This is a genomic window from Massilia sp. Masssp93 (assembly GCF_059491295.1).
The window spans coordinates 1,219,181-1,239,923 of sequence record NZ_CP168502.1 but is presented as its reverse complement, the minus strand read 5'-3'; the positions used below and the strand labels follow the sequence as shown (position 1 = coordinate 1,239,923).

Sequence of the window (20,743 nt, the reverse complement as noted above, 5' to 3'; positions counted from 1 at the left end):
AGTAACGACCTTGGCAAGGGATCTGCCGACAACAGCGAACGCGCCCGTGCCGGTCATCCCCAGGCAGTTCGCGGCGGGCACCGCAGGGCGACTATCGGCCCAAGACTATCGGCCCTATCGTATCGACGGCAGGGCTGTATTTTCGCCACTGCGCCTTGTGGCTTGCATCGCTTGGACCGGCTTGCGGGAAGAGACGACGGTAATTTTTTCGCTACTGTATTCGTACCGTCAACAATGCCGCCAGGCTTACCGTGGATTATTACGTCCCAGGCTGATTGGACGCCGATAACATGCGCTCGACGTAGCGCGCGATGAGGTCGATTTCCAGGTTGACCTTGGCGCCGGCACGCAGGTGCTTCAGCGTCGTGACGGCGATCGTGTGCGGGATCAGGTTGATCGAGAAGCGGCAGCACGGACCGCCCGCGCCGTCGAGGTCCTCGACGCTGTTGACGGTCAGCGACACGCCGTTCACGACGACGGAGCCCTTATAGGCCAGGTATTTGCCCAGGTCGCGGGGCGCATCGACGACGAGTTTCCACGACTCGCCCACCTGCTCGAAGCTGTGCACCTCGCCGAGGCCGTCGACGTGGCCCGAGACGAGGTGGCCGCCCAGGCGCTCGGCCAGGGTCAGCGCCTTTTCCAGGTTCACTTCGCCCGGCTGGTCGAGCCCGACGGTGCGGTTGAGGCTTTCGCGCGAGACGTCGACGGCGAACGCGTCCTCCGTCTTGGCGACGACCGTCATGCAGGCGCCGTTGATGGCGATCGAGTCGCCCAGCGCGACGTCCGCCAGCGGCAGGCCGCCGGCATCGATGTCGAGGCGCACGCCCGCATCCGCGCCGTCCGCGAGCGGAGTGACCGATTTGATGCTGCCGACGGCAGCGACGATTCCGGTGAACATAAGTCTCTTCCTTTGCTTTAACTGTATCGGGCCGGGCCGCCTCGACCGGCAGCCCTTTGTCTCATCCGTGGCGGTTCGGGTCTTCGTCCGGGCGGAAGCGCGCGAGGATGCGCAGGTCCGGCCCGACCTGGGCCACGCCGTGGAAATGCAGCGGCAGCTTGTCGGCCAGGTGCGCCAGCGGCGGCAGCGCGAACATCCCCTGTCCCGGGCCGACGAGGCTGGGCGCCAGGTAGACGAGCAACTCGTCCACGCACCCTTCGCGCACGAGCGAGGCGTTCAGCTTGGAACCGGCTTCGACGTGCAGTTCGTTGATCTCGCGCCGCCCCAGCTCGCGCATCAGCGCCGGCAGGTCGACCTTGCCGGACGCGTTCGGCAGCATGATGATCTCGTGTCCCAGCGCCTGCAGCGCCGCCTCCTTCTCGGGGTTCGGCTCGGCGGCCACGATCCAGCAGGGCTCGCCCTGCAGGATGCACGCGTCCATGCCGATGTCGAGGCGGCTGTCGACGATCACGCGGCGCGGCTGCAGCGACGTGTCGATGCCGCGCACGGTCAGCTGCGGATTGTCGACCTTGATCGTGCCGATGCCGGTCAGGATCGCGCTCGCGCGCGCGCGCCACGCATGACCGTCCGCGCGCGCCTCCTGGCTCGTGATCCACTGGCTTTCGCCGTTTTCCAGTGCCGTGACGCCGTCCAGGCTGGCCGCCGTCTTGAGGCGCACCCACGGACGGCCATGGCGCATGCGCGTGAAGAAGCCGATATTCAGTTCGTACGCCTGCCCGGCCAGCAGGCCCGCGCCGACTTCGATCCCGGCCGCCTCCAGCTGCGCCATGCCGCGCCCGGCCACGAGCGGATTCGGATCGACCATGGCCGCGACGACCCGGCCGAGCCCGGCCTGGATCAGCGCATTCGAGCACGGCGGCGTGCGGCCGTAGTGGCTGCACGGCTCCAGCGTCACGTAGGCGGTGGCGCCGCGCACGTCGTTGCCGCGCGCCTGGGCATCGCGCAAGGCCTGGATCTCGGCGTGGTCCTGGCCCGCGGGCTGGGTGTGGCCGGCGCCGATCACGACGCCGTCGCGCACGATCACGCAGCCGATGCGCGGGTTGGGCGCGGTGATGTACATGCCCTTCGCCGCCCATTCCAGGGCCAGCGCCATGCCGTCGGTATCGCTCTGTATCTGCACTCTTGTTTCCGGTCTCGCTACGTTGTCTTGCCGCCCGTCCAGGCCGCGCACGGCGTCAGGACGGTGCCGCGGCGCCGTCGCAACCCGCGTCGCGCGCAGGATCGCAGACACGCGCCCGGCCCAGCATATTGATTTTAATACGACGGATGTGCCCGCCGTGAAACAGCGACACCGTTCCCCAGCGCGCCGCCGCGCTGTTGCCGTCGGCGCAACTGCGCCCCGCGCCATTGTAGGCGATATAGTACGGCGGTGCTAAGTTCGTGAAGGCGAAGTCGATGGCGATGCCCGCCGCCAGCGGCCCATGCGCCGCGATCACCTCGTCCGCACCCGGCCGGCCGTCGCCGTCGCGGTCGTCGATCACGCGCCAGCCCTGGCGCCAGTCGGCACCGCGCGGATCGACGGGCACCAGCTTGACCTGCCGGCCGCGCGCGAGCGCCTGGGCCCGCGCGAGGTCGATCGCCGCGAACAAATCTCCGGCCGCCGCCTTCAACTGCTGGGACCGCACGAGGTCGCGCAGGTCGGGCGCGGCGATGGCCATCGCGATGGCGGCGACCGCCAGCACGGTGCACAGTTCGGGCAGCGACACGCCGGCCATTCGCCCGGCCGGACGGCGCGCCGCCGTCACGGCCAGCATCGCACGCCCGTGCCTTGCGCGCCCTGGCGCCCGGTGCTGTCCAGCGTCAGCACGCCGCAGTCGGGATCGCGGAAGCGGGCGTCCACCCGGGCCGTGCCGGGACGGGCGCGGACCTCGACGCATGCCGCGATGTCCCGGTCCGGGCAGGCGCGCGCATCCAGTTCGTACGCGCTGGCGGCCGCGTTGGCGCCCGACCACCACGTGAACCCGTCCGAGCCGGGCTCGTCGGCCGAGAACTCGGCGTAGCTATTGTGCTGGACGTGGTAGCGCTCCTGCCGTTGCATGGCTTCGATCAGCGCCACCTGCCCCTCGGTGCGGCGCGTGCGCACGATGTAGCCGGCGTAGGTCGGATACGCAAGCGTGCCGAGGATGCCGACGATGGCCACGACGATCATCAGTTCGACCAAGGTGAAGCCGCCGCCGTCACGGTTGCGTATGGGCATGCAGCTCGGCCCAGTTCGCGATGTCGCGCCAGCCGATGCGGCCGGCCGGGAGTTGCCGCCCTTGCGGCCGGGTTGGGGAATGGTTGCCATTGCCGTTATCGTCTCCATTGCTGTCTCCGTTGCCGTTTCCGTGACCGCCTTCGTTACCGCCTTCGTTCGTGCCGTCGTCACCGCCCGCGTTGCCGTTGCCGTTGCCGTTGCCGTTGCCGTTGCCGTTGCCGTTGCCGTTGCCGTTGCCGTTGCCGTTGCCGTTGCCGTTGCCGTTGCCGTGATCGCCTCCCGGTCCGGCTGCCTGCGCCGGCGGCGGCAACCGGTACAGCGACTGCAGCACGACCCGCGTCGATGCCAGCATGCCGAAGCCGATGGCCGTGACGCGGTAAAAACTGCCCTGCTGCGCCGTGGCACCGGGCGGCGCGATCCGCTCGATGACGTAGGCCGGCAGCCGGGCCGGCAGCAAGCCGCGGCCGACCGCCAGCGCGGCACCGGTGAAGTGGCCGTAGGGCACGAGCGCCGGGTTGTCCTCGGCCGCCAGGTCCAGCGTTTGCCAGGCGGGCGGCGCCCTGGCCTGGCACAGGCCGAGATCGTCCGCGCCGCGCCCGCAATCGTCGACGAAGGCAGCCGCGCCGGCGGGGCCGAAATGGGCGGCACGGTCCGGCGACGCATCGGCCGGGCCGGCGATATCGTGCTCGGCATCGCGCAGGGCCGCCTCGGCCGCGGCCTGCGCCAGGTCGCGGTCGCGTTCGTTGTGCGCCGCTGCCAGCAGGACGAACGCGCCGCGCGCGACGGCCACGCCGATCACCATCGTCGCGACCATCAGCATCAGCGCGCAGACGAGGGCCAGTCCGCGCTGCGTGTGCGACGGCTTCATGCCGGCGGCGGCAACGCGACCGTGACGTTGCGTGTGCGATGGTTTCATGATGGCGGCGCCGGCAACGCGACCGTGAACATGAACAGCCGCCGCTCGCGCCGCCGCAGGTCCGGCGTCATGCCGGCTTCGTCTAGCGAACTGCCCAGGTCGTCATCCCCGGCGGCCTCCGCATAGCCGGCGCCGAGCAGGTCGTAGTGCGCGCTGCCGGGCGCCGTGCGCGTCGGCCGGCTCCCATGCAGCAGCAGGCCGATGCGTACGGCGACGATCCGTTTCCAGCGGGTGCGGCGGTTGCGCTCCGCCGCGCCCAGCCCGGCATCGAGCGCATCGACCGCGGCCGCGTTCACGTAGCGGTTGGCGACGCCGTCGGGCGGGTCGTCCGTGTCGATGCCGTACAGGACCTGGAAGCCGTCCACGCCGGTCACCAGCGCGTCCGCGCTCCAGTTGGCGGCGCCGCGGTATTTGCAGCGCAGTTCGGCCTCGCCTTCGCCGTTGCGGGCCACATAGAAGATGCTCCAGCCCTCCTCGCCCGCGGCGGCGGGAAAGCCGGCGCAGTCGACGGCGCTGCGATCGTCCGCGCCGGGAAAGCGGACGGCCAGCACGTCGCTGCCGTTGACGGCGGGCGCGAGCGGATCGGCGATGCCCGGCGTCGTGCGGGACAGCGTGCGCGCATCCAGCCCGGCCAGGCGCGCCGGCGCCGCGTCCGCCCCCGGGTCGGCCAGCGTGGCGACGTCGAACGTGCCCGCCTGGCGCACGGCGCGGCCGATGAGGTCGACGGCGAACCGTCCGCCATCCTCGACGCCGGCCGACTCGACCTGCGCCGCGTACGCGCCGTTCGCCAGCACGAGCAGGCGTCCGGCCGCGAGCACGATGCCGAGACCGATGGCCAGCGCCACCATCAGCTCGGCCAGCGTCATGCCGCCGTGACGGACGAGGCGTCTCACGGCGCCGCTCCCGCCAGCGGCACCATCAGCCTGGGCGCGCCCGTGGCCGCGTCGCCTTGCGCGCGCCAGCCGAGCTTGACGACGAGCGGCGCGGCGGCGCCGGCGTCACACGACCAGGCGGGCAACCCGGCCGCGCCCACCGGTCCGGCATCGCGGCACACGCGGATACGGCCACCGGGGAAGCCGGCCGCCACGGCCGCGGACACCTCGAACAGGTCGAAGCGCGCCAGTTCGTCGGCATCGCAGGCGGTGTCCGCATAGCACTGCGCCGATGGTGCCGGCGCGCCGCTCGCGGCGTCGTAATCGAGCTGGAGATAGGGATTGTCGGCATCGGGCAACGCCAGTGCACGGGGATTCGCGCGCATGCGCTCCGCGAGCGACCGGGCCAGCCGGGCAGCGTCGGCCAGGCGCGCGGCGTCGCGGCCGGAGCGGACCGCCAGCATCTGCAGCGCGGCCGCGCCGGCAATGCCGAGCGCCACCACGAACAGGGCGACGAGCACTTCGACGAGCGTGAACCCGGCATGCGCGCGCAATGACGAACCCGACAGCATCGACGGCCTCCAGCCTCTTCGTTTTCGAAGCTGAAACGGTAACAGTCGAGCCCGGGCAAGCCGTGTGGTGGCTCAACCGTGAAGATGCAACTAAAAACGGGGAAAAAGGACGCGCGCGTTTGCGCGATTATTTGCGCGGCTGGCCGACTTCGGCAATCGCTTCCTGGAACTCGGCGAGATCTTCGAAGTTCTTGTAGACGGACGCGAAGCGGATGTAGGCGATCTTGTCGAGGCGCTTGAGTTCCTGCATCACCAGTTCGCCGACATGGCCGGTATCGACTTCGCGCCGCCCGCTGGTGAGGAGTTTTTCCTCGATCGACGCGACGGCGCGGTCGATCGCCTCGGCCGCGACGGGGCGCTTGCGCAGGGCCAGCATGAGGCTGCCGCGCAGCTTGGAGGAGTCGAATTCGGTGCGGCTGCCGTTCTTCTTGACGATGAACGGCATCGAGAGCTCGATGCGTTCGTAGGTGGTGAAGCGCTTGTCGCACTGGGCGCAGCGGCGCCGGCGCCGGATGGCGTCGCCTTCCTCGGATACGCGGGTATCGAGGACCTGGGTGTCGTCATGCTGACAGAACGGACATTTCATGGGCCGGCTACTGCTGGAAATACTGCTGGACATCCCGGCACGCCGCGGGGGCGTACCGGGACCGTTTTACTTACGCTTCGTAGACCGGGTATTTGTCGGTCAGTTGCTTGACTTCGGCCTTGACGCGGTCGATGGTCGCGGCGTCGTGCGGGTTGTCCAGCACGTCGGCGATCAGGTTGCCGACCTTGACGGCGTCCTCTTCCTTGAAGCCGCGCGTCGTGAACGCCGGGCTGCCCAGGCGGATGCCCGAGGTCACGAACGGCTTCTGCGGGTCGTTCGGGATGCCGTTCTTGTTGCAGGTCATGTGTGCCTGGCCCAGGATGGCTTCCGCTTCCTTGCCGGTCAGGCCTTTCGAACGCAGGTCGACGAGCATCACGTGCGACTCGGTACGGCCCGAGACGATGCGCAGGCCGCGTGCGGTCAGCGTGTCGGCAAGTGCCTTGGCGTTCTTGACGACCTGCTGCTGGTAGGCCTTGAATTCCGGCGTCAGCGCTTCCTTGAAGGCGACCGCTTTGCCGGCGATCACGTGCATCAGCGGACCGCCCTGGATGCCCGGGAAGATGGCCGAGTTGATGGCCTTCTCGTGCTCGGCCTTCATCAGGATGATGCCGCCGCGCGGGCCGCGCAGCGATTTGTGCGTCGTCGACGTGACGAAGTCGGCGTGCGGCACCGGGTTCGGGTATTCGCCGGCGGCGATCAGGCCGGCGTAGTGGGCCATGTCGACCATGAAGTAGGCGCCGACTTCCTTGGCGATGCGGGCGAAGCGTTCGAAGTCGATGCGCAGGGCGAACGCGGACGCGCCGGCGATGATCAGCTTCGGCTTGTGCTCGCGGGCCAGGCGTTCCATCTGCTCGTAGTCGATGTCTTCCTGCTCGGTCAGGCCGTAGGAGATCACGTTGAACCACTTGCCCGACATGTTCAGCGCCATGCCGTGGGTCAGGTGGCCGCCTTCGGCCAGCGACATGCCCATGATCGTGTCGCCCGGCTTGAGCATCGCGAAGAACACGCCCTGGTTCGCCTGCGAGCCCGAATTCGGCTGCACGTTCGCGGCTTCGGCGCCGAACAGCTGCTTGACGCGATCGATCGCCAGTTGCTCGGCGACGTCGACGTATTCGCAGCCGCCGTAGTAGCGCTTGCCCGGATAGCCTTCGGCGTACTTGTTGGTCAGCTGCGAGCCCTGGGCCTGCATCACGGCCGGCGACGTGTAGTTTTCGGATGCGATCAGCTCGATGTGGTCCTGCTGGCGCTTGTTTTCCTTCTGAATCGCATCCCACAGATCCGGGTCAACCTTGGCGAGCGTATGATCTTTTGCAAACATGAAAAAACTCCAATCGATAAGAGAACCAGGCAACGGTCAGCGCTGAATGGGGCGGGAGCCGGAGAACGCAAGGCAGCCGCGATACAGACGCGTACCAGTCGGTGGCTGCCCAGGCGAACGGCAAGTGAAATAAATCTCACGTTCCCCGGTGGGTGCCCACCTTCGCCACGCACCGGCAGGCCGATCGCTCCTGATCGGACGGCAGCGCACGGTTTTCGCCAGTTACGTGAGATGTATGTAAATGGAACTCCCGATTGTACGGGATTGTGCCGCTGGTAAGCAAGGAAACCGATGCCGCCCTGGCAACTCTGGGATGGCCGCTGCTCCGCATGGTCATTTCGGCTACAATCCTGCAGTTACCACCCAGCCAGGCAACCATCATGATCGTTTTCATCACCGGCGCATCGGCCGGATTCGGCGCCGCCATGGCGCGCACTTTCGTCAAGAACGGCCACCAGGTGGTGCTGGCGGCGCGCCGCAAGGACCGCCTCGATGCCCTGGCCAGGGAGCTGGGAGAATCGGCCCTGCCGATCGCGATGGACGTGACCGACAAGGCGTCGATCGAGGAAGCGCTGTCGATGCTGCCGCAGTCCTGGCGCCAGATCGACGTGCTGATCAACAATGCCGGCCTGGCCCTGAACACGAAGCCGGCGCATGAAGTGCCGCTGGAAGACTGGGAAACGATGATCGCCACGAACATCAAGGGCCTCGTCACGATGACGCACGCCCTGCTGCCGGCGATGGTCGAGCGCGGCAGCGGCCTCGTCATCAACATCGGCTCCGTTGCCGGCCGCACGCCTTATCCGGGCGGGAACGTGTACGGCGCCACCAAGGCGTTCGTCGAACAGTTCACGCTGAACCTGCGCGCCGACCTCGTCGGCACCGGCGTGCGCGCCACCAACCTGGCGCCGGGCCTGTGCGGCGGGACGGAATTCTCGAACGTGCGCCTGCGGGACGACGCGGCCGCCGCGAAAGTCTACGAAGGCACGCAGCCGCTGACCGCCGAGGACATTGCCGCGACCGCCTACTGGGTCGCTTCGCTGCCGCCGCACGTCAACATCAACCAGATCGAAATGATGCCGACCTGCCAGGGTTACGGCCCGCTCACCATCAAGCGCAACCCGGGCTGAAACACCGGGCCGGAAAACCGCGCCCCCTTTTCAAGCAATTGCTCAAAACCGGGCTCTGACCCCGAATTATCGGCTTGATACAGCAGCGATCGGCCGAGCGGCGAACGAATTGTTTTCTCTTTGTAACAACGGCGCCACCCATAGTGGAAAAGTGTTACAGTTGCTGGCTTGGCATGAGCCATTGGTATCTCATACCCTGTTTCGACGGCTCAGCCACCGGGCCGTCAGCCGCTTATACCCGTGTATATGTATTCTGACGCACATATGGCGGGTAAAAATGGCGTAAAATGTTTCCCATTTTCATTTATGGCAGCTGAAATGCCTTCAGTTTTCACCTGGACGGTTCGGGTCTATTACGAAGATACGGACGCCGGCGGCATCGTGTTCTACGCCAATTACCTGAAGTTCTACGAACGTGCGCGCACCGAATGGCTGCGTTCGCTCGGCATCGATCAGCACACCTTGCGCGACCAGGAAGGCGCGATCTTCGTCGTGCGCAGCGCCAGCGTCGATTATCTTGCGTCCGCGCGCCTGGACGATGAAGTGAAACTGACCTTGAGCGTGGAAAAGCTCGGCCGCGCCTCCGTGCAATTCGCCCAGCAGGCCTGGCGCGGCGACACATTGCTCTCCAGCGCCGACGTGAAAGTCGGTTGCGTCGACGCCTCAACGCTGCGCCCCCGTTCCCTTCCCGCCCCCGCCGCTGCTAAAATGCGTGCCGCCTGACAATTCATTTGACCAAACATATATCCAATGAACGCAGTCCAAGACCTCTCATTCATTGAACTGATCCGCCATGCCCACGTGGTGGTGCAGTTGCTCATGGCCCTGCTGTTCGCGGTTTCCCTCACCAGCTGGACGTATATCTTCCGCAAACTGTTCGCGATCCGCGCCGCGCGTCGCCAGACCGAGCAGTTCGAGCGCAGCTTCTGGGCCGGCGGCAACCTGCACACGCTGCACCAGAGCGCCAGCAGCCAGCGCGACCAGAGCGGCCCGCTGGCCCGCATCTTCGAGGCGGGCATGGGCGAGTTCATCAAGGGCAAGCAGGCCTCGCGCGACGCACTCGACATGGGCGCCGTGCTGGATGGCGCCCGCCGCGCGATGCGCGCCGCCTTCCACCGCGAGCTGGACCAGATGGACACGCACCTGAACTTCCTGGCCTCCGTCGGCTCCGTCTCGCCGTACATCGGCCTGCTGGGCACCGTGTGGGGCATCATGAACGCGTTCCGCGGCCTGGCGAACGTGCAACAGGCAACGCTGGCCACGGTCGCGCCCGGCATCGCCGAAGCGCTGATCGCCACCGCCATCGGCCTGTTCGCGGCCATTCCGGCCGTCGTGGCGTACAACCGCTTCACCCACGACATCGACCGCCTCGCGATCCGCTTCGAAAGCTTCGTCGAGGAATTTTCGAACATCCTGCAGCGTCAGTCGCGCTGATCGCCGCAAGAGGAGTCGACATGGCCTTCAACAGCAGTCTGCGGGGCAACCGTCGCAAGCTCAAGTCCGAGATCAACGTCGTGCCGTACATCGACGTGATGCTGGTGCTGCTCATCATTTTCATGGCGGTGCCGCCGACGCAGAACCCGAGCGAGATCAAGCTGCCCAGCGCCGAGCGCTCCACGCAGCCGCCGGACGACTATATCCAGATCGCGGTCAAGGACAAGGGCCAGCTGCAGATCGGCATCACCGGCAAGAATCCGCAACCGCTGGAAGACGTGTCGAGCCGCTCGACGCTCGTCACGCGCCTGCGCGACATCCACGCCGAGCATCCGGATTATCCGGTCTTGATAGCCGGCGACCGCGACAGCAAATACGACGACGTGATCCAGCTGATTTCCGAAGCCAAGAAGATGGGCATCACCCGCGTCGGACTGGCCACGAAGTGAAGAAGAACTGATGTCAGCAACGAAGCAGAACAGCCTCGGCAACGGCAACGGCGCGCCTTACCACGTGCCGCCTGAACCGAACCGCTGGCCGGCCATCGGCCTGGCGGTGGGCGTGCACGCCCTGTTGCTGGCCTTCCTGTGGATCGGCATCCGCTGGCAGAACAACGCGCCCGTCGCCGTCGAGGCGGAAATCTGGGACGTGACGACGCAGACCGCCGCCCCGCCGCCCCCGCCGCCCGCACCGGAGCCGGAACCGGAAACGCCGCCGCCCCAGCCCACGCCGAAAGCCGTGGAGCCGCCGCCCGCCGTCGAACAGCCGCAGCCAAAGCAGCCGGACATCGCCCTCCAACGCGAGAAGAAGCGCAAGGAAGAATTGAAACGCCAGCAGCTCGAAGACGAGCGCCAGGAGCGCGAACTTGAGCAAAAGCGCGCCGAGCAAAAGCGCGCGGACGAAAAGAAAGCGAAGGCGCTGGCCGAGAAGAAGGAACGCGAGCAGGCCGAGAAGAAAGCACAGGCCGACGCCGAAAAGAAAGAAGCCGAGAAGAAGAAAAAAGACGAAGCGGAAAAGAAAAAGAAAGAGGAAGCCGACAAGAAGAAAAAGGCCGCCGCCGAACAGAAGAAACTGGACGCCGCGCGCGCCGACGAGATGCGCCGCATCACGGGCGCCGCGGGCACGCCGACGAGTACCGGCACGGCCGAGAAATCGACGGCGCCGCGCAGCGACAAGGGTTATTCCGCGGCCATCACGGCCAAGGTGAAGGGCAATACGTCGTATGCGGGCAGCCTCGATGAACCGGGCAATCCGACGGCGACGTTCCGCGTCGAACAGCTGCCGACCGGCGAGATCATTTCGGTCAGAAAGATCAAGAGCAGTGGCGTGCCTTCATTCGACGACGCCGTCGAAAAAGGCATCACCAAATCGTCCCCACTGCCCAAGAAGAAAGATGGTACGGTAGAGCGTTCCCTCGTGATCGAGTTCCATATGAAGGACCTGCAGTGATCGCGTTCCGACCTTAACCATTGCTGAGAGAAACATGAAGAAACTACATACCCTGCTGTTTTCGGCCTCCCTCCTGATGGGCGTGGCCGCACATGCCCAGCTGAAAGTCGAAATCGCCGGTGTGGGCAGCAACCAGATCCCGGTCGCAGTCGCGGCGTTCGCCGATGAATCGGTGGCGCCCGAACAAGTCTCCGCGATCATCCGCGCCGACCTCGAGCGCAGCGGCGTGTTCAGGGTGATCGACGCGCACCAGCCCATTTCCGATACCGCCAACGTCGACCTGGCCGCGTTCAAGGCCAGCGGTGCCGACGCACTCGTCGTGGGCTCCGTGCAGCGCCTCGCGGACGGCCGCTTCCAGGTGCGCTATAAACTGCTCGACACCGTCAAACAGGCGCAGCTGTCGCAACTGTCGGATGCAGTCACCGCGCGCAATACGCGCCTGGAGGCGCACCGCATCGCCGACGACGTCTACGAAAAGCTGACCGGCGTGCGCGGCATCTTCTCGACCCGCATCACGTACGTCAAGCAGGACCCGGCCGCGCACGACTACAAGCTCGTCGTGGCGGATGCGGACGGCGAAGGCGAACAGGTCGCCGCCCACGGCCGCGAACCGATCATCTCGCCGTCGTGGTCGCCCGACGGCACCAAGGTCGCCTACGTGTCGTTCGAACTGCGCAAGCCGGTGATCTACGTGCAGAACCTGGTGACGGGCCAGCGCACCGTCATCGCCAACGAAAAGGGCAATAATTCGGCGCCGGCCTGGTCGCCGGACGGCACCCGGCTGGCCCTCGCGCTCTCGAAGACCGGCAATACGCAGGTCTGGGTCGTGAACGCCGACGGCAGCGGCCTGCGCCGCGTGTCGAATAGCAATGGCATCGATACCGAGCCGCGCTTCGCGGCCGACGGCCAGACCATTTATTTCACCAGCGACCGCAGCGGCGGTCCGCAAATCTACAAAATGAACGTGAACGGCGGGCAGGCGACCCGCGTCACGTTCAATGGCAACTACAATATCAGCCCTCGTTTATCCCCGGACGGCAAGACGCTGGCGTGGATTTCGCAACGCGATGGGGGTTTTTCTCTGTATGCGATGGACCTGGCTTCCGGCCAGGAACAGCGCTTGGCCGATGGGGCCACCGAACCGAGTTTTTCGCCGAACGGCAAATACATCATGTATGCGACCAGGGGTGGCGGCCGTACCGCGCTTGCCGTGGTGTCGGTCGACGGGCGCGTCAAGCAACGCTTGACCACCCAAGCGGGAAACATTCGGGAGCCCAGCTGGGGCCCGTTTATGAAGTAAAATTTTTTGACCAGGAGAAAAACCATGCGTAATGCAAAAAGTGTAGCGTTCATCGTTGCTGCCGCGGCCCTGCTGTCGGCATGCTCGTCGACCAAGCTGCAGGAAGCCCCGAAAGTTGAAGAAAAGCCGGTCGCCCAGGCAACCCCGCCGGCTGCCGACACCCGTGAAATCCGTCCGGTCGAGACCGGCAATGTCGATCCGCTGAACGACCCGAAAGGCGTTCTGGCGAACCGCAGCGTGTACTTCGACTTCGACAGCTACGTCGTCCGCGACGACGGCAAGCCGGTCGTCGAAAACCACTCGGCTTACCTGACCAAGAACAAGCAGCGTAAAGTCCTGATCCAAGGCAACACCGACGAACGCGGCGGCACCGAGTACAACCTGGCCCTGGGCCAGAAGCGTGCCGAAGCCGTGCGCAAGTCGATGGCTGCCCTGGGCGTGTCGGACAGCCAGATGGAAGCTGTTTCGCTGGGCAAGGAAAAGCCGAAAGCAACCGGCCACGACGAAGCTGCCTGGGCTGAAAACCGCCGCGCCGACATCGTCTATCAATAAGCGGAACGCTGTCGCGGCTGTCTAGTACAGTACATTGACAGCGGGGCGGGATGCGGTGCAGACTGCATCCCGCCCCGTTTCCGTTTGGATTCCCAAGTTTTCACCGGTTTAGAAAGAGTCAAAGATGATCAAACTGTCCAAGTGCCACCTCGCGGCCGTCGCCCTCGCCCTGACTGCCTGGCTGCCCCTGCAGGCGAACGCCGGCCTGCTCGACGACGATGAAGCGCGCCGGGCGATCCTGGACCTGCGGGCCAAGGTCGACGCACTGACACGCGACCTCAATGCCCGCGTCGACACCAAGGCCGACAAATCGATCAGCGTCGACATGCTGAACCAGCACGAACAGACCATGCAGGAAATCTCGCGCCTGCGCGGCCAGGTCGAAGTCCTCGCCAACGAAATCGCCACCGCCCAGAAGAACCAGAAAGACCTGTACGCCGACCTCGACGCGCGCGTCAGGAAACTCGAACCGCACCAGGAAACCATCGACGGCCAGACCGCCGAAGTGCTGCCGACCGAAAAGAAATCCTACGACGCCGCGATGGACCTGTTCAAGTCGGGCGACTACAAGGCGGCCGCCGGCGCCCTGCAGGAATTCGTCCGCCGCTTCCCCGACTCGGCCTACGCCGCCAACGCCCAGTACTGGCTCGGCAACGCGTATTACGCCCAGCGCGACTACAAGAACGCGATCACCGCCCAGGAAGCCGTCGTCGCCAACTACGGCACGAGCGCCAAGGCGCCGGACGCCATGCTCAACATCGCCTCCAGCTACACCGAACTCAAGGACAAGAAGAACGCCAAGAAGGCCTTGCAGCAGCTCGTGTCGAAGTTCCCGGACTCCGCGGCGGCACAGGCGGCCAAGGACAGGCTGGCCGCGCTGCGCTAGGTCGTTTGACACGACCGCGGTTCGCGCCTATAATCTTGCTTCTTTCGGGTCGTTAGCTCAGTTGGTAGAGCAGCGGACTTTTAATCCGTTGGTCGCAGGTTCGAGCCCCGCACGGCCTACCAGAATTGGCAGTAGCAAATCAAGGCGTTACGAGTGATCGTAACGCCTTTTTTTGTGTCCACGGCGGTCCGCTCTTTTACCTACCGCGCCGTACTTGTGACGCGCAGCAATCTGCCCACAACGGCCGTGTTCCGCGCCCTATGTGCCGGCGCCACACGCGCGTACCGCCGCACGATCGCGGCCGACTTCCAGCCGCCCATCTCCTGCGGCTCGTACGCGGCATGCCGTTCTGGATCAGCCAGCCGGCCCAGCGAACGTGGATATCCTCACCGCCCTTTGCCTCAACGGCCGCGATCCAGGCCGTACGACGCTTGCGATCGCCCTGCTACCAACGAAGATTGATCACGTTACCTTGTCGAAGCCCTGTCGCGATCGCAAACCGCGTGATGTCTCGCCGATGCTCTGACGACGCCGTCAGCAATAAGCGCGGATGCCATCCTGAACCGCCCCGGCTTTCGTGGAGGCCGGTTAGTGTGAGTCAAGCCGGGACGGCTCGACTGCTCAGTTGCGCGTAATAGTTTGCCTCAGCTTCTGCCGGCGGTATATAGCCGAGTGGTTCAGGCAGGCGATGATGGTTGAACCATGAAACCCATTCCAGCGTGGCCAGTTCGACAGCCTCGCGTGTTTTCCATGGAGTTCGGCGGTGGATCAGCTCGGCCTTGCAGAGCCCATTGATGGTTTCGGCCAAGGCGTTGACGCTCCTATGTCAAGGAATTGTCGCCGTCGACTTCAAGTCCGCCAAGATGCACGCATACAGCTCCCTTACTACGTACCTCTTCACGCAGCGATGGATTTCTTTGTTCGACAGCCCTTGCACCGATCGTTTATCTACGTAGGCACGAGTGCGCGGCTCGCTCCGCATTCGAACCATTGCGATGGTCCAGAGCTCGTTGTTCGCTTGACGGTTCCCGCCGCGATTCAACCGATGACGTGTCGTCTTGCCTGACGAGGCGGGCAGTGGATTTACGCCGCAGAGCGCAGCGAGCGCCGCCTCGCTGTGCAAACGCTCAGGATTATCGCCAGCAGTAACAATCAACGTAGCTGCAGTGAGAGGTCCGACACCGAATTGGCCGCGAAGACACGGCGCAAACCGGCTCGTCAGCTTTTCCAGTTCCGCATCAAGCACCTTGAGCTCTGCTGCCAACAGCTCCCAGCGCTTCGCCAAGAGACGTAGCGTTGTAGTCAGTGTTTTCAGCAGCGTCGTGGTACCGAGCGGGTCGAGATCGATGCAGGCAGAAACACATTGCTCAGCCTTAGTTTTCCAGAGGCGATCACGGACTTCTTGCGGAGCGCTGACGAGTATCGCCCGTAGTTGATTGATTGCCTGAGTCTTGGCTTTGACAGCGCTGCGCCTGGCCACTGACAAGGTACGCATCGCCTCTGCAACGCCGCTTTGCGATTTTGGGATAGCTGTCGCCTGCCCCGACAGAACAGAGCGCGCCGCACTTTCCGCGTCTGTTGGGTCAGACTTCCCTTTCAAGCGCCGTCTACTGCGATCTGGACGATTCACCTCCAGAACCTCGACTCCTTGCTCGCGCAGAACGCGAGCAAGGCCAGCACCATAGGTTCCGGTTCCCTCGACGCCAGCACGACGAAGGCACCCAAGCGAACGCGCCCAGGCTATGAGCTGTAGATATCCGCCAGCGTTAGTTGCCGTCGTAAAGGTTCCAAGCAGTTTTCCGGCGCTGTTGATGACCGCTCCAACATGCAGATCCAAGTGCGTGTCCACGCCCAGGATCACTTCATTCTGAATCTGTTGTTTGTCCATTTGCGCTCCTGTCAAAGTGGGCGCATTGCCAATCCCAGTCTCTGGACAGGACACTTAAGGTGAAGGTTCAAAGCTCCTATTAGGTCACCAGACCAGGCCCGGCAACGCTCGGGGAACGCACTGGCCAATCGACAGGTCAACGCAAAGGCATCCGGCCAATCGTAGCTCGGGTCAGATTCGGCAGGCGTTCAAGCTCATCGTAGACTGAGTATCGTAACTGTCGCCCTTGCTTCCCACGGACGGCTCGATGCCGGCTTCTGCCAAGCGTTCGCTGTACTTTATCGACACATATTGCGAGCCTCTGTCGCTATGGTGAACCAGCTCGTTTCGTTCGGGCTGACGAGCGTACAGCGCCTGCTCCAGGGCGTCGAGGACAAAGCCGGTCCGCATCGAATTGCTGACGCGCCAGCCGACAATGCGCCGGGCGAAAACGTCGATCACGAAAGCGACATAGACGAAACCCTGCCAGGTCGAGACGTACGTAAAATCGCTGACCCACAGCTGGTTTGGCCGCTGTGCCTTGAATTGACGGTTGACCCGATCAAGCGGACACGGCGCCTTTGCATCAGCAACCGTCGTGCGCACAACCTTGCCAAGCATGACGCCACGCAGGCCAGCCTTGCGCATCAAGCGCTCTACTGTGCAGCGGGCCACTGCGGTTCCCTCACGCCGCAGCTGGCGCCACACTTTATCGGCCCCGTAGACCTGCAGGTTCGCTTGCCAGACCCGCTCGATGTCGACGCTCAGCACGTCGTCGCGCTAGACTCGCGCGCAACGCCGGATTGCGCTGCTGCGCCGCGTAACGCCAGTAGCCCGACGGCGCGACCTGCATCACCCTGCAGATCGGCTCGACACCGTAGGCATGGCGATACTGGTCGACGAACTTCCTCACGATTTGAAGCGGCGGTCGAGCTCCGCCTGGGCGAAAAACGCACTCGCCAGACGCAGGATCTCGTTGGCCTTGCGCAGCTCACGCACTTCGCGCTCCAGCGCCTTGATGCGCTCCTCTTCGGCAGTGGTCGGCCCTGGACGCTGACCGGTATCGCGCTCCTGCTGGCGCACCCAGCGGCGAAGCGTTTCAGGTGTGCAGCCGATCTTGGCTGCGATGGATTCGATCGCTGCCCTCTGCGAGCTGTCCTCGCTGGCGGCCTCGCTGACAATGCGCACAGCGCGCTCGATGACTTCGGGGGAAGACTTGGGTTGCTTCTTCATGACTCCATTTTCTCAAAGAATGGAGCCTCCACAAAATCCGGGGCGGTTCAGTCCACCGTGCAGCGCCGCTGGGAGCCGCGACAGGCCGGCGCTCCCGCTAGTGGTCGTCCGTCCCGTGCCAATGAGCAGTCTGTCGATGCTCTACAAATTAACGACTGCGTTCATCAACTGTAGACCGATTACCGCCCCAAGCCGATCCGAGCCAAACCACGCGTCAAAGACATACACGAAGCACAGGTTAATTACGACCCATGTCGAAACGTAGGCGGTCCTGAATCTTCGAAACGACGCGTTGCCGGCCTTCGCTCCAGCCCCCTCTCTTCGGTCATCCGTAGAGACGGAAACAAGTCCTTTGGTTCCCCAACTGCTGTCATGTGCATTACAAACCGCGTACATCCACATCAGGGACGTAACGAAATAACCCGTAATGACTACGATAGGGACGCTTGTGAGGAGCGCGCGGATTTGCCGGCGATGCCCCATCAATGACGCCAGGGGCAAGGCTGCGACGACAAAAGCCGTCGTCAGCATCAACTCGATCGCTCTGCCGACCAGCAAGCTCACGCAAAGCGATATGGCGAAGACACTCCCTTGAAGGGCGACGGAAAATCGAAAAAAGGCAAGGCTGCGTGCCGACAGGCTGCCTCGGTAGCAAATGAAGAGCTGCGCGAGCAATGCGCACATCGCAGCCCAAAACGATGCCCGCAACCCGCTCGCCGCCCAGGGTGACCGTGAAACCAGCGAGGAAGCATGTCCGGTCACGGCGTGCAGAAGCAAAATGGACATCGCAACCGCCAGCCAGTCGTTGACGAGCATGACCGAGTGGTAGATTCCTGCCGAAGCCGAGCGAATTTTTCGCTGCATCGAGACTGTCGGGTTCGCAATAAACCCCGGCAACTTCTTGATGAAGTTGACACGACAGGCCATGTACCCATTGCTCCAGCGCTTCCGCTGCCGCAACAGTTCATCCCAGGAATTGCACGGGTCGGTGACCGCCATCGCACGGTCGACATGCGAAATCGTCCAGTCGACCTGAGGATCACTCACGATCTCCCGGCAAAGTACGCGGTCCTCCGCGGCATACAACATGGATTCGTACGGAGTCAGGGCTCCCAGGCCCTTGAAGTACACGGCAAGCGGATCCCATCCCTCTTCTTGCGCACCATCGATCGCGCGTCCACTGATCGCCTCCCATCGAATGGCACTCAACTGCCCGGGTACGACGCTCAGATAGCCGACCGCATTCTCGGCAGGCCAATCCAGAAGCGTCGAATTTGCAAAAGAAACGTACTGCCAACAATGGAGCAGGTCCGATGGCCCGGCAGGCGGCGGAGGCATGATGCTGCTGGCAACCGCCCCGAGACGTGGATCCCTCTGAAATGCCGCCGTCATTGCGTGCAGGGCCTGCTCCATCGGCATTGTGCCAACGTCCATCTGGAAACAATATGCAGGGTTGAGATGCCGGCAAAAAATCCGATAAAACCACCAGTGCGAATCCAGCTTCCCGCGATTTTCCTGTTTGACGGCAATGAGCAATTGGACCGCGGTGGTCGATTCACCTGGTCTGCGTGCGCCACGCTCGAATTCACGGAACCCATGTGTATCGCTTTTCGGCCCGTCCCGATCCGGAGTGAATTCGCAACCCGCCACCTCGAACACCGACAAATCGGAAAAATCGAACCGTGTGTGCAGGCAAGCCAGATCCTGAGATCCGCTATGTGAAAAGAAACCAGGACCGGCAAAACGGTCCAGAACAACGCGCATGGAGGACGAGCATTTTGCAAGGCCATCGACCAGAACACATATGGACACCGGTATGCCAGGGCATGCGTAACGCAAAAAACGAACGCTATCTGCCAGTCCGACGAAAGAAGAATGCAGTGCGTCGGCAGTCTCGTTATAGACCGTCAGACACAAAGCAATGCCGCCATTCAATCGAGGAAAATGGTCGATAGCGGCCAAAGCCGTTTCACGATTTATTCGTTCCTTGAGATCACATTCTACCGACAACGGACGGTCCGCCAATATTCGCGGGTCGAGCGATAAATTCATTTAGATTTTCGTTTGTGGCCAGTCATGCAGCATCAGGCGGTGGAGCGTACGCCCATTCGTTCAGCGAGTCAAGAAGCGGCAGTAATGGTGCATTAGTTTTCTTATAAAATTGAAACAAAGATAAAAATCTAGCCGTTTGCCGACGACTGTGATTTTTCGTGAAAAATAACGCATCTACACGACCCTTGCAGAGCGCCCCCGGCGAATGGGTCGCCGGTAGCGCATTTGCCGATGCATCAAAATCTGTGCATTTCCTACTTAAGGGCCACGAATTTGGCTTCTACCATTTACGCACGACGAATTTCCCGGAAGCGCACACATTATCACCTTCATCAGAGCAAGTGAGAATCCGATAGAAATGTTTATATCAATTCACCGCGAAATATCTCACGCCTCAAAAAATATATTTCGATTCATAAAAAGGAGTTGCCACGAGAGCACTAAGGCGCGCTATACTTCGCCGAATCACGGCCGTCATTAAAACAGACGGAGTCCGCTTTTCAAGAATTCATAAAACATCGATGAACGAACACAAACCAACTCGCGGCGTATATTTTCTTGCCAATAACACCGTCTTCGAGCAGGTCGTCGCCTTCCTGCGGAGCTTCCGAACGCACAATCCCACCATCCCCTTGTGCCTCATCCCTTACAACGACGCGTTTGACAGGATAGCCGCGCTCCAGGACACCTATTCATTCTCGGTTTTCGACAACGTCGATCTACTGGCGGAGTGCGACGCAATCAGCGAAAAATTTCACGACTCGGTACTCGGCACCTACAGGAAACTGGTGGCATGGGAGGGAATTTTCGATTCGTTCATCTATATCGACGTCGATACCGTCGTGATCGACTCGGTCGACTTCGCTTTTGATGGCCTGAAGTATGCCCAATACGTCGCGTCGCATTCCAATCTCGCGAATATCAGGCAGTTCGTATGGAAGGACAGCATTTACGAAACCCACATGCTCACGCCTCCGCAGACCGAGTTTGCGACCAATACCGGCTTTTTCGCGAGCTGGCGTGGACTGTTGCCGATGAAGCATTGCGTTGCAAAAGCCAATGGTGCACTGAAGCTCAAGGACCACATGGAGTTGTTCTGCATGGAACAGCCCTTCCTGAATTACCTCGTCGTCACTTCCGGTTACGCCTACACGAGCCTGCTAGTGCTGCGCGACCGCGGGTTGATGCCCTCCGCTGCACTGGAATTCTGGGGAGGCATACCTGATGCGCGGGTCGAAGGCGGAAAGCTGTCCTCCCCTTACGACGCCCCGGTTTTTCTCGTGCATTGGGCCGGACTTACACAAGGCCGCGAGAACCTGGGTGAAGAACTGCCCTACAAGGAGTTGTGGAACTTTTATCGACGCTCCGATATTCCTCCCGCCGTCTTTAATCGAGACGATCACTCGTCCGTCTGACATACC

At 63.2% G+C, this 20,743-nt stretch carries 20 protein-coding genes, 1 tRNA gene, 2 pseudogenes, 1 riboswitch and 1 other annotated feature; of the genes and pseudogenes, 10 read left to right on the top strand and 13 right to left on the bottom strand.

Annotation, left to right across the window (positions count from 1 at the left end; genetic code table 11):
• Positions 1–259: 259 nt before the first annotated feature.
• The 9 genes from ACEN9Q_RS05375 to glyA form a co-directional block, all read right to left on the bottom strand.
• On the bottom strand, positions 260–898 hold the full coding sequence (locus tag ACEN9Q_RS05375) for a riboflavin synthase (RefSeq protein ID WP_056447545.1): 639 nt from the start codon (positions 896–898) through the stop codon (positions 260–262).
• A gap of 61 nt (positions 899–959) precedes the next feature.
• The gene (gene ribD / locus ACEN9Q_RS05370; protein ID WP_368854543.1) at positions 960–2,078 is read right to left on the bottom strand and encodes a bifunctional diaminohydroxyphosphoribosylaminopyrimidine deaminase/5-amino-6-(5-phosphoribosylamino)uracil reductase RibD; all 1,119 of its coding nucleotides are present in this window, start codon (positions 2,076–2,078) and stop codon (positions 960–962) included.
• 55 nt (positions 2,079–2,133) lie between these two features.
• Positions 2,134–2,712, bottom strand: coding sequence for a GspH/FimT family pseudopilin (locus ACEN9Q_RS05365; RefSeq protein WP_495627610.1), 579 nt, complete (start codon positions 2,710–2,712; stop codon positions 2,134–2,136).
• Complete coding sequence (locus tag ACEN9Q_RS05360) at positions 2,700–3,155, bottom strand: type IV pilin protein (RefSeq protein WP_495627609.1); 456 nt, start codon at positions 3,153–3,155, stop codon at positions 2,700–2,702. Before ACEN9Q_RS05360 ends, ACEN9Q_RS05365 begins: the two co-directional genes overlap by 13 nt.
• The gene (locus tag ACEN9Q_RS05355) at positions 3,136–4,071 is read right to left on the bottom strand and encodes a pilus assembly PilX family protein (RefSeq protein WP_495627608.1); all 936 of its coding nucleotides are present in this window, start codon (positions 4,069–4,071) and stop codon (positions 3,136–3,138) included. The genes ACEN9Q_RS05360 and ACEN9Q_RS05355 overlap by 20 nt, the downstream gene beginning before the upstream one ends.
• Positions 4,068–4,964, bottom strand: a complete 897-nt coding sequence (locus tag ACEN9Q_RS05350) for a PilW family protein (RefSeq protein WP_495627607.1) — start codon at positions 4,962–4,964, stop codon at positions 4,068–4,070. Before ACEN9Q_RS05350 ends, ACEN9Q_RS05355 begins: the two co-directional genes overlap by 4 nt.
• Positions 4,961–5,515 (bottom strand): type IV pilus modification protein PilV, encoded by a 555-nt coding sequence (pilV, locus tag ACEN9Q_RS05345; protein WP_495627606.1) that lies wholly within the window; start codon positions 5,513–5,515, stop codon positions 4,961–4,963. Before pilV ends, ACEN9Q_RS05350 begins: the two co-directional genes overlap by 4 nt.
• Before the next feature lie 127 nt (positions 5,516–5,642).
• The gene (gene nrdR / locus ACEN9Q_RS05340; protein WP_056447535.1) at positions 5,643–6,101 is read right to left on the bottom strand and encodes a transcriptional regulator NrdR; all 459 of its coding nucleotides are present in this window, start codon (positions 6,099–6,101) and stop codon (positions 5,643–5,645) included.
• Between the two features lie 70 nt (positions 6,102–6,171).
• Entirely contained in the window at positions 6,172–7,419 is a 1,248-nt protein-coding gene (glyA, locus tag ACEN9Q_RS05335; protein ID WP_056447533.1) for a serine hydroxymethyltransferase, read from the bottom strand.
• A 100-nt stretch (positions 7,420–7,519) separates the two neighbouring features.
• A riboswitch (ZMP/ZTP riboswitch) is annotated at positions 7,520–7,655 on the bottom strand.
• A 144-nt stretch (positions 7,656–7,799) separates the two neighbouring features.
• On the opposite strand from glyA, the gene ACEN9Q_RS05330 reads away from it, so the two are divergent.
• The 9 genes from ACEN9Q_RS05330 (at position 7,800) to ACEN9Q_RS05290 (ending at position 14,292) form a co-directional block, all read left to right on the top strand.
• Positions 7,800–8,549, top strand: coding sequence for an SDR family NAD(P)-dependent oxidoreductase (locus tag ACEN9Q_RS05330; RefSeq protein WP_056447531.1), 750 nt, complete (start codon positions 7,800–7,802; stop codon positions 8,547–8,549).
• Positions 8,550–8,867: 318 nt separating this feature from the next.
• On the top strand, positions 8,868–9,272 hold the full coding sequence (gene ybgC / locus ACEN9Q_RS05325; RefSeq protein ID WP_056447529.1) for a tol-pal system-associated acyl-CoA thioesterase: 405 nt from the start codon (positions 8,868–8,870) through the stop codon (positions 9,270–9,272).
• A 27-nt stretch (positions 9,273–9,299) separates the two neighbouring features.
• On the top strand, positions 9,300–9,983 hold the full coding sequence (gene tolQ / locus ACEN9Q_RS05320; protein WP_056447527.1) for a protein TolQ: 684 nt from the start codon (positions 9,300–9,302) through the stop codon (positions 9,981–9,983).
• Between the two features lie 20 nt (positions 9,984–10,003).
• Positions 10,004–10,432 carry a biopolymer transporter ExbD gene (locus ACEN9Q_RS05315; RefSeq protein ID WP_056447525.1) on the top strand — a complete coding sequence of 143 codons (429 nt, stop codon included), beginning with the start codon at positions 10,004–10,006 and terminating at the stop codon, positions 10,430–10,432.
• Positions 10,433–10,442: 10 nt separating this feature from the next.
• Positions 10,443–11,432, top strand: a complete 990-nt coding sequence (tolA, locus tag ACEN9Q_RS05310; RefSeq protein ID WP_495627605.1) for a cell envelope integrity protein TolA — start codon at positions 10,443–10,445, stop codon at positions 11,430–11,432.
• Between the two features lie 34 nt (positions 11,433–11,466).
• Entirely contained in the window at positions 11,467–12,732 is a 1,266-nt protein-coding gene (tolB, locus tag ACEN9Q_RS05305) for a Tol-Pal system beta propeller repeat protein TolB (protein WP_056447521.1), read from the top strand.
• 24 nt (positions 12,733–12,756) lie between these two features.
• Entirely contained in the window at positions 12,757–13,284 is a 528-nt protein-coding gene (pal, locus tag ACEN9Q_RS05300; protein WP_056447518.1) for a peptidoglycan-associated lipoprotein Pal, read from the top strand.
• 124 nt (positions 13,285–13,408) lie between these two features.
• A complete protein-coding gene (gene ybgF, locus ACEN9Q_RS05295; RefSeq protein WP_495627604.1) occupies positions 13,409–14,170 on the top strand; it encodes a tol-pal system protein YbgF in 762 nt (253 codons plus the stop codon).
• 46 nt (positions 14,171–14,216) lie between these two features.
• A tRNA-Lys gene (locus ACEN9Q_RS05290) sits at positions 14,217–14,292 on the top strand.
• A 476-nt stretch (positions 14,293–14,768) separates the two neighbouring features.
• On the opposite strand, the pseudogene ACEN9Q_RS05285 reads toward ACEN9Q_RS05290, so the two are convergent.
• From ACEN9Q_RS05285 to ACEN9Q_RS05270, 4 genes and pseudogenes are all read right to left on the bottom strand, one after another.
• A pseudogene (locus ACEN9Q_RS05285) lies at positions 14,769–14,984 on the bottom strand (integrase core domain-containing protein); the annotation flags it as partial.
• A 12-nt stretch (positions 14,985–14,996) separates the two neighbouring features.
• On the bottom strand, positions 14,997–16,058 hold the full coding sequence (locus ACEN9Q_RS05280; protein WP_495627603.1) for an IS110 family RNA-guided transposase: 1,062 nt from the start codon (positions 16,056–16,058) through the stop codon (positions 14,997–14,999).
• A 186-nt stretch (positions 16,059–16,244) separates the two neighbouring features.
• A pseudogene (locus tag ACEN9Q_RS05275) lies at positions 16,245–17,270 on the bottom strand (IS3 family transposase); the annotation flags it as partial.
• Positions 16,876–16,992 (bottom strand) — a sequence feature (AL1L pseudoknot). (Overlaps the previous pseudogene by 117 nt.)
• 141 nt (positions 17,271–17,411) lie before the next feature.
• On the bottom strand, positions 17,412–19,322 hold the full coding sequence (locus ACEN9Q_RS05270) for a glycosyltransferase family protein (RefSeq protein WP_495627602.1): 1,911 nt from the start codon (positions 19,320–19,322) through the stop codon (positions 17,412–17,414).
• Positions 19,323–19,843: 521 nt separating this feature from the next.
• Between ACEN9Q_RS05270 and ACEN9Q_RS05265 the strand changes: the two genes are divergently transcribed.
• A complete protein-coding gene (locus ACEN9Q_RS05265; RefSeq protein WP_495627601.1) occupies positions 19,844–20,737 on the top strand; it encodes a glycosyltransferase family protein in 894 nt (297 codons plus the stop codon).
• Positions 20,738–20,743 lie beyond the last annotated feature (6 nt).